This window comes from Noviherbaspirillum sp. (assembly GCF_035654295.1).
GTDB lineage: Bacteria > Pseudomonadota > Gammaproteobacteria > Burkholderiales > Burkholderiaceae_D > Noviherbaspirillum.
The window spans coordinates 1-12,596 of record NZ_DASRXF010000166.1 but is presented as its reverse complement, the minus strand read 5'-3'; the positions used below and the strand labels follow the sequence as shown (position 1 = coordinate 12,596).

10 protein-coding genes are annotated in these 12,596 nt (G+C 64.5%); 4 read left to right on the top strand and 6 right to left on the bottom strand.

Annotated features, from left to right (window positions below; all coding sequences use genetic code 11):
* Nucleotides 1-449 precede the first annotated feature (449 nt).
* Complete coding sequence (locus VFF99_RS16065) at nt 450-1,442, bottom strand: HD-GYP domain-containing protein (RefSeq protein ID WP_325019643.1); 993 nt, start codon at nt 1,440-1,442, stop codon at nt 450-452.
* Between the two features lie 206 nt (nt 1,443-1,648).
* Here VFF99_RS16065 and VFF99_RS16060 point away from each other — a divergent pair, with 206 nt between their 5' ends.
* The 4 genes from VFF99_RS16060 to VFF99_RS16045 all read left to right on the top strand — a co-directional run bounded on the left by VFF99_RS16060 (nt 1,649) and on the right by VFF99_RS16045 (nt 5,684).
* Nucleotides 1,649-3,274, top strand: coding sequence for a tetratricopeptide repeat protein (locus tag VFF99_RS16060; protein WP_325019641.1), 1,626 nt, complete (start codon nt 1,649-1,651; stop codon nt 3,272-3,274).
* An 11-nt stretch (nt 3,275-3,285) separates the two neighbouring features.
* Complete coding sequence (locus VFF99_RS16055) at nt 3,286-3,894, top strand: sensor histidine kinase (RefSeq protein WP_325019639.1); 609 nt, start codon at nt 3,286-3,288, stop codon at nt 3,892-3,894.
* Nucleotides 3,895-4,036: 142 nt separating this feature from the next.
* A complete protein-coding gene (locus VFF99_RS16050) occupies nt 4,037-5,299 on the top strand; it encodes an EAL and HDOD domain-containing protein (RefSeq protein ID WP_325019637.1) in 1,263 nt (420 codons plus the stop codon).
* Between the two features lie 181 nt (nt 5,300-5,480).
* Nucleotides 5,481-5,684: a hypothetical protein gene (locus tag VFF99_RS16045; protein ID WP_325019635.1), complete on the top strand. Its 204-nt coding sequence runs from the start codon at nt 5,481-5,483 to the stop codon at nt 5,682-5,684.
* Here the strand turns inward: VFF99_RS16045 and VFF99_RS16040 are convergent, their stop codons facing one another.
* The 5 genes from VFF99_RS16040 to VFF99_RS16020 all read right to left on the bottom strand — a co-directional run.
* A complete protein-coding gene (locus tag VFF99_RS16040) occupies nt 5,685-6,245 on the bottom strand; it encodes a DNA-3-methyladenine glycosylase (protein WP_325019633.1) in 561 nt (186 codons plus the stop codon). It lies immediately after the preceding gene.
* Nucleotides 6,245-9,550 carry a carboxyl transferase domain-containing protein gene (locus VFF99_RS16035; protein WP_325019631.1) on the bottom strand — a complete coding sequence of 1,102 codons (3,306 nt, stop codon included), beginning with the start codon at nt 9,548-9,550 and terminating at the stop codon, nt 6,245-6,247. The genes VFF99_RS16040 and VFF99_RS16035 overlap by 1 nt, the downstream gene beginning before the upstream one ends.
* A 79-nt stretch (nt 9,551-9,629) precedes the next feature.
* On the bottom strand, nt 9,630-10,745 hold the full coding sequence (locus VFF99_RS16030; RefSeq protein WP_325019630.1) for an acyl-CoA dehydrogenase: 1,116 nt from the start codon (nt 10,743-10,745) through the stop codon (nt 9,630-9,632).
* A 10-nt stretch (nt 10,746-10,755) separates the two neighbouring features.
* Nucleotides 10,756-11,952, bottom strand: coding sequence for an acyl-CoA dehydrogenase family protein (locus VFF99_RS16025; protein ID WP_325019629.1), 1,197 nt, complete (start codon nt 11,950-11,952; stop codon nt 10,756-10,758).
* A gap of 16 nt (nt 11,953-11,968) precedes the next feature.
* On the bottom strand, nt 11,969-12,596 hold a 628-nt coding region (locus tag VFF99_RS16020), incomplete at its 5' end, for an acyl-CoA dehydrogenase family protein (protein WP_325019627.1).

Sequence of the window (12,596 nt, the reverse complement as noted above, 5' to 3'; positions counted from 1 at the left end):
TCCTTTTAATTTCTCGTCCGCCCAGATCACACTCGGAACTACAATTCGCTTTCACAGCGATGATGCTTTTTAAAATCATTACCTCAGTTGAAGCCGATGCGCCGTGTCGCGATATGGGTCTCTTCAATTTGCTTGTCTTTCGCAATTAGCGTCGGATTCATCTTTCTGTCCGTCTCGATTGCGGGACATTTCTATAGCCTTCGCCACCCGATACCCCCGGGCGAAGATGACCTTGGAACAGGTATGTTTATCATCTTCTGCGCGATCGTTTCGTCAGTCGTTGCCATCCCACTTTTTATTCTTTTCATCCATCTTTTTGTAAAGACAATCTCAAAGTCTCTGAGAGGACCTGACCAAATTCCGCGCGATCGTAATTAGGGATCTAAGGGACCCGCTCCTTCCGTTAATTAAAATCCATGGATCAGGTGAACGGCGCCGGTCGGCCGCATTCACGGCCGCGCATCCTCCCCCCACACCTGCCACATCCTGAACCGCACGCCAGCCTGTTCACTGCTCAGCATTTCGCGCACGCCGTAGCCGGCGTTGCCGGTATCGCGCATGACGGGCGTGCCGAGCAGCACGCCGTCGGCCCCCACGAGCACCTGCACCGCGGGCGCGGTGGAATCGCTGCCTTTGCCCGACACGACGCCGATCTCGCCGCTGGCGAGCCGCACGACCGCGCCGGTCGGGTACATGCCGACGACGCGGATGAAGCATGCGGTGAGCATCGGGTCGACGAGGTGCTGATCCGCCAGGAGGATGTCCCTGAGCGCTTCGATCGGGAGCAGCGAGCGGCGGTAGCTGCGCGAGGAGACGCGCGCGCAGTAGCGGTCGGCGAGGGCGATGATCTTGACAGTGACCGGGATGCGCTCGCCGGTCCAGCCATAGGGATAGCCGCTGCCGTCTTCGTTTTCGTGGTGCAGCAGCACGCAGTCCAGCCATTCCTCGTCGGTGATGCCGGCGCGGCGCAGGATGTCGGCGCCGACTTCCGGATGAGCGTGGATGGCGGCGAGTTCGTCCTGGGAGATGGCGTTGAGGCGGGTCTGCAATTGCTCGTGCTTGTGCAGCATGCCGATGTTCATGGTCAGCGCGCCGGCGACGATGGTGAGGATCTGGTTGGGCAGCTTGTCGAGCGCACGCGCCACCAGCATGGCGACGACGGCGGTGTCGATGCAATGCCGTACCGCGTAGCTGCCTTCGTCCTGGTTGTGCAGGATGCAGGCGAGGGCGATGTCGGGGCCGTCCTCGACTGCCGCCATCAATTTGCCGGCGAGGGCGAGCAGGCGCGATTGGGCGTCCGGCACGCGGTCCAGGTTGAACAGCAGGTAGTCGAGCTCGCGGTGGGCTTCGTTGATGCGGCGCAGGACAGGCGGCCGCGCTGCGATCTCCGGGGCGGTCTGCGGGGCGGGTTGGACCGGCATGTCGGCGGGGCGCTGCTCCATGGTTTTCCTTTCGCGTCCGTGCAAAAACAGCAACACGGGACGACTGTGATGACTGGAAGAAATACTCCCGTCCATTGTAGGGGGGAGTCGGAATGAATTCATCAGTTTGTTGGATTCCAGAAATATTTCATGTCCGGATGTGTTTCCGTTAAGCAATTTTTCCTCGTTAGGCGGTATGATGAAGCCGTTTTACATCTCGGATTGCTATGGCCACCATCATCAATCAGCGCCTGGCCCACTTGCGATCGCTTGTTGTCGATGACATGGCGGCCATGCGGCAGAACATCCGGACCCAGCTCGGGCAGCTGGGCATTCCGCATGTCGACCAGGCGGCCACGCCGGACGAGGCGATCAGCTGCATCCGCAAGAACGCCTACGACGTCATCGTCTGCGATTACAACCTGAACCGGGAAACCAACGGCCAGCAGATGCTGGAGTTCCTGCGTTCGCAAAACATCCTGCCGGCCTCGACCATGTTCATCATGGTGACGGCCGAGAGCAGTTACGACCTGGTCGCCAGCGCGGCCGAGTTCCAGCCTGATGCCTACATGGTCAAGCCGCTCACCGGCGGCAAGCTGCTGGAGCGCATCGAGCGCCTGCTCGACAAGCAGAATGCGCTGCGCCAGATCGTGGGCCGGCTGAACCTGAAGGATGTGGCCGGAGCAGTGGCCGAATGCGACCGCGCGCTGCAGGTGCAGCCGAAGTGGGCGCTGGATATCCTGAAGATCAAGGCGAATGCCTTGCTCGAACTGGGCAAGCCGGAAGAGGCGCGCGCTGTCTACGAGGGCGCATTGAAGCTGCGCGACGACCTGGTCTGGGCCCGCTACGGCGTCGCCCGCTGCCACTTTGCTGCCGGCCAGCTGGAGGAAGCGAAGGCCGTTGCGCAGGAGGTCCTCGAAGGCAATGCGCAGTATGTGGTCGCCTATGACCTGCTGGCCAAGGTGGCCGAGGCGCAGGGCAATGAACGGGAGGCGCTGGAGGCGCTGAACCGCTCGTACGAGGTGATTCCGTCGGCACGCCGCAGCCGCATGGTGGGCGACGTGGCTTACCGCACCGGCGATCTGGAACAGGCGCGCACGGCGTTTGACCGGGCGCTCAAGCATACGAAGGGTTCGATCACCGCCCAGCCTTCCGACCTGCTGTCGCTGGCGCAGGTGCATGTCGATGCGGGCGAGGCGGACGCGGCGCTGCAGGTATTGGCGGCCGCGCCCAAGCATTACGGCGAATCCGAGGCCTTTGCCGCTACCCAGGCGGCGGTGCAGGCGCAGGCGCACATCAAGATGGGCGACCTGGAGTCGGCGCAGCATGCCTTCGAGCGGGCCAGGTCGTTGGCCGATGCCACGAAGGCAGACGGCGCCGCGCTGGCGCTGGCCAAGGCGGCATTTTCCATCGGGCGCGACGACGAGGGTGCGGCCATCCTGTCGAAAGCGGTGCGCTCGGACCACGAGAACACACGGCTGGTATCGCTGGCGCGCAAGGTGCTCAAGGACAGCGGCAAGGAAGAGATGGTGTCCGCCGTGGTCGACCATGCGCTCGACCAGGTCAATGCCATCGTCGCCGAGGCCAGCGCGCTCATGCGCAAGGCACAGTTCGACGAATCGCTGCAGAAGCTGGAAGAGGCGCTGGAGGGCATGCCGGAGAACACCGGCGTGCTGCTGGCCGCCGCCCAGCTCCACCTGTTGTGGATGAGCCAGAAGGGCCTAAACCTCGATTACGTGGCGCGGGTCAACAACTACCTTGCCAAGCTCGACGTGCTCTTGCCGGGGAACGAGCGCGTGGCCAAGATGTACCGCTTCATGCGCGAGACCTTGAGCCGGGCAAGGAAGGACTAGGAGGACCAGGCATGGATACCAGGCTGGCGGCCGCCGTCGTGCACGACATCAAGAACGCGCTGGGCGTGCTGGAGGGCACGCTGGCGGCGCTGGCGCAGGCGCCGAGCCGGGAGCAGGCCGAGACTGCGCAGGGCATGTGCTCCACGCTGCGCGACCGGCTGATCGGCTTCCTCACGCTGTACAAGGCGTCGTCGCAGGGGCTGGTCGCCCGTATCGATGCGATGAATCCCGAGGATTTCCTGAATGCGGTGGTACGCGACAATCCCACCGGCCGCCCGGAATTGACAGTGGCTGTCGATGCCCGCGATATGCCCGTGCTCGGCTTCTTCGACGAAAACCTGGTCGGGCTGGCGCTGGCCGCCGCCCTGCAGAATGCCGCCCGTTTTGCGCGCAGCAGGGTTGAACTGCGCTGTTCAATGGACGATTCAGGCACGCTGGCATTCACCGTGCGCGACGACGGGCCGGGCCTCGGTGCTCAGGAAGACAAGCCCTCGACCGGGCTGGGCACGGCGCTATGCGCGGCCATCGCCCAGGCGCACCGCAAGGGCGAGCGCTGCGGCATGGTGTCGCTGAAAGACCATCCGCAGGGCGGGGCGTTGTTCACGCTGCGCCTGCCGTGATGTTGCACTGCACATATTATTTCTCTTAAGCAAAACTTATTCTTGTCGTTATAGAACGAAAGGAGGCCACCCTGCGGCGGCCGACCGACAATAAACGACGATTAGAAACGCGTGCCGCATTGCACGCAGAGCGAGGACAGCCATGAGTATCAGCGTAACCTTCAATAGTGCGCACCGGATACTGCTCGCCTCGGAGTTTTTCATGGCCCGCCGTCCGGTGGTGGACCGCGACCAGAACCTCGTTGCGCATGAACTGCTGTTCTGCAGCGACGACGATGCGCCCGCCGAGGAACAGCCCGCCTCCGCATCCGTGATCGCCGACGTCTACCAGCACGGCATGGGAAGGGTGATCGGCGACCTCATCGGCATCCTTGTCATCGATCCGCAGGCGCTCATGAGCGACATCTTCCAGTTCCTGCCGCCGGAGAAGGTGATACTGGAAATTGCCGACGTGCGCGAGGTTGCGCCGGAACTCATCGAGCGCGTGACAGCGCTGACGCAGAAGGGCTTTCGCTTTGCGGTGGTCGATAACGGCAATGCCGCCGCCATTGCCCGCCTGCTGCCTTGTGTGGAAGGGGTGCGGATAGACATCGCCGGCAAGCCGGCGGCGGAACTCGCGCAACTGCGCGCCCGGTATGCAGCGCAGGGCAAGCGCGTGCTGGCGGAGAAGGTGGACACCGTCGAGCAGTTCCGGGTCTGCCATGAACTCGGCTTCGATTTCTTCCAGGGATACTACTTCACCCGGCCGGCCTGCATCCAGGGCCGCAAGCTCGCGCCCTCCCAGCTCGCCATCACACGCCTGATGGCGCTCATCGCCTCGGACGCCGACAACTCGGTGATCGAAGAGCACATCAAGGGCAACGTATCGCTCGGGCTGAACCTGCTGCGCCTGGTCAATACGCCGGCGGTCAGCGCGCACCGCATCGACTCGCTGCGGCAGGCGCTGATGGTGCTCGGCCGCAACCAGCTGCAACGCTGGCTGCAAGTGATGCTCTACGCCGACCACGCTGGGGGGAGCGTGGTACTGCCGCTACTGGCACTTGCCACCACGCGCGGCCGCCTCATGGAACTTCTCGCACAAAAGCTCAAGCCCGGCAACCGGGGGATTGCAGACACCGCTTTCACGGTCGGCATCATGTCGCTGATGGACACGCTGTTCAGCATGCCGATGGAAAGCATCCTGGAACAAATACCGGTGGTTGATGATGTGGGTAATGCACTGCTGCGGCGTGAGGGCTACTTCGGGGAGCTGCTGAACCTCGTGGAATACACAGAGTGGCATTCCAAGACCGACACGCAGCTCTTGCAGGCGCTGCGTGATCTGCGGCTTTCGCACAATGACCTCTATCTGCTGCAGCTTGCTGCGTTTGAATGGAGCGATCACGTTACGCGCAGCATGCGGTGACGGAGGGGCGCTGGCGGGTTTCGCTACGCTCTACCCACCCTACGGTTCTTTATGTGCGGCGGTGGGTTTCGCTACGCTCTACCCACCCTACGGTTCTTTATAGAGGACGGTAGGGTGGGTAGAGCGAAGCGAAACCCACCATGCATCGCAAGAACCAATCGGCCCCCCGCACATCCTACGCATGTCAACCTTCCTCAAGGAGCAAGCCATGCACCAAAACCCCAAGGGTCTGCGCGAGGCAAACACCCAAACCGCAAACAAGCGCGAAAAGGCCAAAGAGCAAGGACTTGCCGAACAGAACGTGACCGGCGCATCCCCTCCGGAAGTCGATAAAGACGCCGACACCGACACCGACGAGCACGTCCCCCCGCCCGACAAGCACTGATCACTTCTTCGAAACGAACGGATTGCCTTCAATGTAGAACCGCAAGGGCGCATCCGCCCATTCGCCCGCATACGCCACGCCGATGCGCGGCCGGGTGACGACGCCGAACGCTTCGTCCCGCGGCGGGGCAGCAAGATAAAAATCCTCGCTCAGCAAATCGCGCCCATTCAGCCGCTTGTCGATGCCCAGCGCCCGGCACAGCAGGCCGGGGCCTTTCGTATTGCCTTCCACGTTCGCCACCGGTTCCGCCGCGCGCAGCAGCACGGCGGCGCCGTTGCCTTCCGGTTCAGTCACCACGTTCATGCAATGGTGCATGCCGTAGATCAGGTAGACGTAGGCGTGTCCCGGTGGCCCGTACATGACTGCAGTGCGGGGCGTGACGCCCTTCGAGGAATGCGCGGCGAGGTCGTGCGCGCCGACATAGGCTTCGACCTCGACGATGCGCGCCCGGCGCTCGATGTCGCCGTCGACATGCACGAGGTGCTTGCCCAGCAGGTCGCGCGCCACGTCTTCCGTGGCGCGCGCGTAAAAGCTTCTCGGCAATGCGGCGCGGTTTGCCATCACCAGGTATCGATGCAGGGACGCTTCTTGCCGTTGCGCGCTGCGGCCGGCGGCGCCGAGCGCAATCCGCGCATGACCCAGCGCCGCGTGTCGGCAGGGTCGATAACATCGTCGATTTCGAGGAAGGAGGCCATGTTGATTGCCTTGCCGCTCTTGTAGGACTCGGCCACCATCTTGTTGAAGGCTTCGGCGCGCTGTACCGGATCGGCGATCGCTTCCAGTTCCTTGCGGTAGCCCAGCCGCACCGCGCCCTCCAGTCCCATGGCGCCGAATTCGCCGCTCGGCCATGCCACCGTGAAGAAAGGCGCATGGAAGCTGCCGCCGGCCATCGCCTGCGCACCGAGGCCGTAGCCCTTGCGCAGCACGACGGTGAAGAACGGCACGCTGATGCTGCCCGCGGTGACGAACATGCGCGACACATGACGCACCATCGCGGTCTTTTCCGCGTCCGGCCCGACCATGAAGCCGGGCGTGTCGCACAGCGAGAGGATGGGTAGGTCGAAAGCATCGCAGAGTTGCATGAAGCGCGCCGCCTTATCCGCGGCATCGGCATCGATGGCGCCGCCGAGATGCATCGGGTTGTTCGCCATCAGGCCGAAGGGACGTCCCTCGATGCGCACGAGGGCGGTGAGGATGCCGGTGCCGAAGCTGCGCCGCAGTTCGAGTACGGAATCCTTGTCGGCAATGGCGTCGATGACCGCGCGGATGTCGTAGGAGCGCAGGCGGTTTTCCGGCACCAGCCGACGCAGTGCGCGCTGGTCGGCGCACTCCCATTGCGCCAGCGGCCCCTGGAAGTAGGAGAGGTACTTCTTCGCCACGCGCACCGCTTCCGCTTCGTCCGCCACCACCACATCGATCACGCCATTGGGCGCCTGCATGCTCACCGGGCCGACCTGTTCCGGTTCGAACACGCCCAGTCCGCCGCCTTCGATCATCGCCGGGCCGCCCATGCCGATGGTGGCGTTCTCGGTGGCGATGATGACGTCGCAGCAACCGAGGAAGGCGGCATTGCCGGCGAAGCAGCGGCCAGAGACGATGCCCACGCGCGGCACCAGCCCGCTCAGCTTCGCGAAGTTGATGAAGGACATCACGTCGAGGCCGGCGACCAGCATGGCGTCGGTGTCGCCCGGCCGTCCGCCGCCGCCCTCGGCAAAGAGCACCACCGGCAGCTGCGATTGCGCGGCGACCTGGAACATGCGGTCAGTCTTCTTGTGGTTCATCATGCCCTGCGTGCCGGCGAACACCGTGTAGTCGTAGGCCAGCACCATGCAGCGCGATTTGCTGTCGTCGAACAGCGCGCCATTGACGCTGCCGATGCCGGCAACAAGGCCGTCGGCAGGGCTGATGCGGATCAGTTCGTCTTCCGTCCGCCGGCGGCGCTGGGCGGCGAGGGCGAGCGCGCCGTATTCGATGAAGCTGTCCGCATCGCACAGGTCTTCCACGTTTTCGCGCGCGGTGCGTTGGCCGGTCTTGCGGCGTTTTGACACCGCATCGGGACGTGCAGCATCGAGACCGACCGCGTGCCGCTGGAGGGATTCGGCAAGATCGGGGCGGATGGCGTCGAGGTCGATACCCTCCGCCTGCTCGGCTTCCAGCGCATCGACATCGGCGGGCTCGATGTACGCGAGCGGATGGCCGCGGAAAATGACCTCGCCCGGCCGCGCATGGAGGGAGCGCACGATGCCGCCGGTCTCGGCCTTCACCACATGTTCCATCTTCATCGCTTCGATGACGGCGATCTGTCTGCCGGCGTGGACGAGCTCGCCTTCCTGCACGTCGATGGAGACCACCGAGCCCTGCATCGGGGCGGCCACGGGCACGGTGCCTTCCAGCGCGGGTTCAAGCGCAGGGTGCTCCTGTCCGGATGTCTCTTCCATTGTGTCGGGGTAGAGCTTGCGATGCGCGCCGCCGTCCGGCTCGACGAGCGCGGCGATATGCTCTTCCACGAAGCGCGTGTGGACGCGGTTGGCGACGACGTCCGGTCGCGTCAGCAGGTTTTGCAGCAGGCCGATGTTGGTATCCACGCCCTCGACGCGGAACTCGCACAGCGAGCGGTAGGCATGCGCGATCGCGTCGGGGTAGCGGCCCGAGGAAGTGGAGGCGATCAGCTTGGCCAGCAGGGAATCGAAGTTCGGGTTGGTGACGTAGCCGGTGTAGCCGCAGGTGTCGACGCGCACGCCGGGCCCGAAGGGCGGGTCGAATGCGGCGAGGCGGCCGCCGGCCGGCTGGGTGTTGCCCTCTGCATCCATGGTTTCCATGTTGATGCGCAACTGCACGGCAAAGCCGCGCGGCGCGGGGACTTCGTGCTGGGTCAGCCCGATCTGCGCGAGCGTGGCACCGCCGGCGAGCTGCAGTTGCGACTTGACGAGGTCGATGCCGGTGATTTCTTCCGTCACCGTATGTTCAACCTGCAGGCGCGGATTGGCTTCGATGAAATAGAAGGGCGCATGCTCGGAGTGGTCGCTCGCATCGAGCAGGAATTCAAAGGTGCCGAGGCTGGCGTAGCGCACTTCCCGCGCCATGTGCAGGGCGGCCTCGATGATGCGCTTTTGCAGCGGATGCGGCAGGGTGGGGCTGGGGGCGACTTCGACCAGCTTCTGGTTGCGCCGCTGCAGCGTGCATTCGCGTTCCCACAGGTGCGTGACCGCGCCGCTGCCGTCGCCGATCACCTGCACTTCGATATGGCGTGCGCTGGCGAGCAGTTGCTCGACGTAGAGGTCGGCGCTGCCGAACGCGGCCTTGGCCTCGGACTGGCAGCGCGCAAAGGCATCGGGCAGTTCATCCGCGTGGCGCACGAGGCGCATGCCGCGCCCGCCGCCGCCGGCCACCGCCTTGACCATCATCGGCGCGCCGCCCAACGATGCGAAGAATGCCTGCGCTTCCTCCAGGCTGGTGGCGCGGCTGGTGCCGGGGATGACGGGAACGCCGTAGCGCCCGGCCAGTTCCCGGGCGCGCACCTTGTCGCCGAACAGGTCGAGCACGTCCGGCTGCGGGCCGACGAACAGCAAGCCTTCCTCGGCGCAGCGGCGCGCGAAAGCGGCGTTCTCGCTCAGGAAGCCGTAGCCGGGGTGGATGGCATCGCAGCCTGCTGCCTTGGCGGTGGCAACGATCTGCGCGATGTCGAGATAGGCCTGCGCGCCCGTCCCCTTGAGCGTGCGGTGCTCGTCGGCCCGGCGTACATGCAATGAGGCCGCATCGTCCTCGGAATGGATGGCAACGGTGTGGATGCCGAGTTCCGCCGCGGCGCGCGCAATGCGGATGGCGATTTCGCCGCGGTTGGCAATCAGGAGCCGGGTGACGCCCATGGGAATCCTTGTCTCGTGGTGATTGTTCGGAGGTGTTTTGGCACGTCCGTACGATTCTAGTCCACGAGACCGGGATCGGTCACGCCAGTTGCGCTGCGTAGGCTTCCAGATGCGTATCCGTGCTGCCGAACTGCAGTTCGATCGCCATCAGGCGCTTGAAGTGATGACTGACGTCCAGCTCGTCGGTCACGCCCATTCCGCCATGCAGCTGCACCGCCTGCTGCCCCACGAAGCGGCACGCCTGCCCGACGACGACCTTGGCTGCCGACAATGCCGTGCCGCGCAGCGCCGGATCAGGATCGTTGCAGCGGACCGCAGCGAGATAACTCATCGACCGGGCCTGCTCGATATGCAGCACCATGTCCGCCATGCGATGCTGCAAGGCCTGGAACTTGCCGATCGGCTGGCCGAACTGCTTGCGGTTGCGCGCGTATTCCACGGTGGCGGCGAGCAGCTTGTCGAGCGCGCCGACCGCTTCCGCGCAGATGGCGGCGATGCCGGTGTCGAGCACTTCGGCGATCTTCGCCTCATTGCCGTCCAGGAGCGCGGTCGCCGGAACGAATACCTGGTCGAGCCAGACTTCGCCCGCGGGAACCGCATCGACCGTCTTGAACGGCACGAGCCGCAGGCCGCTGGTGTCGCGTGGCACGAGGAAGACGCCGATCGCGCCGGATTCGATCCGCGCCGTCACCAGCAGCAGGTCGGCCGACGCGGCGTGCACCACCGCGCTCTTGTGCCCGGTGATCACATAACCGCTGCCCACGGGCGAGGCGCGCGTCCCGATCGCCATACGGTCGAAACGGGAAGCGTGTTCGTCGTGCGCGAAGGCGGCAATCTTTTCGCCGGCGGCGAGTGCCGGCAGGAACGCGCTGCGCTGTGCCTCATTGCCCATCAGCGCGATGGCCTTGCTCGACAGCACGGCACTGCTCAGGTAAGGCTCCAGCAGCAAGCCTTCGCCGATGGCGTTCATCACCAGCATGGTATCGACCGGCGAGCCGCCCAGTCCGCCGTCGGCCTCGGGCACATTGATTGACAGCAGGCCAATGTCGGCCAGCGCCTTCCACGCCTCGCGGCTGAATCCCTCGGGCGATGTCTCGCGAATCTTGCGGCGGGCCTCGAAGCTGTAGTCCCGGGCGACGAAGCGCCGGGTGGTGTCGAGCAGCATCTGCTGTTCTTCGGTGAAGCTGAAATCCATTCTTTTTCTCCTACAGGCCGAGGATCATCTGCGAGATGATGTTCTTTTGAATCTCGTTGGAACCGCCGTAGATCGACAGCTTGCGCATGTTCAGGTAGTTCGGACCAAGCGGGACCGTGTAGAAGGGGCCGACCGGATCGCCCTGGTAACCGGCCGCCATCGCTTCGCGGCGGAGTTGCAAGCCGTAGGGCCCGGCCACCTGCACCAGCAGCTCGGTGATCGCCTGCTGGATTTCGGTGCCCTTGATTTTCAGGATGGATGCTTCCGGGCCGGGCGCACGGCGCTCGGCCTCGGCGGCGAGTACGCGCAGGTTGGTGATTTCCAGCGCCGTCAGGTCGATCTCGACCTGGGCGATGCGCGATGAAAACAGCGGGTCCCTGATCAGCGGCTTGCCGTTCTTCGTCTCGATCGTCGCCAGCCGCTTCAGCCGGGCCAGTTCGCGCTTGGCGATGCCGATGCCGGCGATGTTGGTGCGCTCGTGTCCGAGCAGGAACTTGGCGTAGGTCCAGCCGGCATTCTCTTCGCCGACGAGGTGTTCGACCGGCACTTCGACGTTTTCCAGCCAGACTTCATTGACTTCATGCGCGCCGTCCATGGTGATGATAGGCCGTACGGTCACGCCAGGGCTGCGCATGTCGATGAGCATGAAGGAAATGCCGCGCTGCGGCTTGGCTTCCGGATCAGTGCGCACCAGGCAGAACATCCAGTCGGCATACTGCGCCTGCGTGGTCCAGGTCTTCTGCCCGTTGACGATGTAGCGGTCGCCGTCGCGCACCGCGCGCGTCTTGAGCGAGGCGAGGTCGGAGCCTGCGCCCGGTTCGGAATAGCCCTGGCACCACCATTCCTGCGCCGCGAGGATGCGCGGCAGGAAGCGGTCCTGCTGCTTCGGCGAGCCGTACTGCATGAGCACCGGAGCGACCATCTTGAGGCCGAAGGGAATGGCGCGCGGCGCACCGGCCGCGGCGCATTCTTCCTCGAAGATGTATTGCTGCACCGTGCTCCAGCCGGTGCCGCCGAAATCCTTCTTCCATGCCGGGCCGCCCCAGCCCTTCGCGTGCAGGATTCTCTGCCAGCGCACGTAGTCGTCGCGTTCAAGGATCAGGCCGTTGAGCACCTTGTGCCGGATGTCGGGAGGCAGGGCGCCGGCGACGAAGTCGCGTACTTCCTGGCGGAACGCCTGTTCCTCGGCGGTGAAGTTGAGGTCCATTCGGTTTCTCCGTGCTTCAGAATGCAGCGATGCCGGTCTGCTCGCGTCCGAGGATCAGCGCATGGATGTCGTGCGTGCCTTCGTAGGTGTTGACCACTTCCAGGTTCACCATGTGGCGGATCACGCCGAATTCATCCGAGATGCCGTTCCCGCCCAGCATGTCGCGCGCCATGCGCGCCACGTCCAATGCCTTGCCGCAGGAATTGCGCTTCATGATGGAGGTGATGGCGACGGCGGCCGTGCCTTCGTCCTTCATGCGGCCCAGGCGCAGGCAGCCTTGCAGGCCGAGCGTGATTTCCGTCTGCATGTCGGCCAGCTTCTTCTGGATCAGCTGGTTGGCCGCCAGCGGCTTGCCGAACTGCTTGCGGTCGAGCACGTACTGGCGGGCGATATGCCAGCAGGACTCGGCCGCCCCGAGCGCACCCCAGGCGATGCCGTAGCGCGCCGAATTGAGGCAGGTGAACGGCCCCTTCAGGCCGCGCACTTCGGGGAAGGCATTCTCTTCCGGGCAGAACACTTCATCCATCACGATCTCGCTGGTGATCGAGGCGCGCAGGCCGAACTTGCCGTGGATTGCCGGGGCGGACAAGCCTTTCATCCCTTTTTCCAGCACGAAGCCGCGGATGGCGCCTTCGTCATCCTTG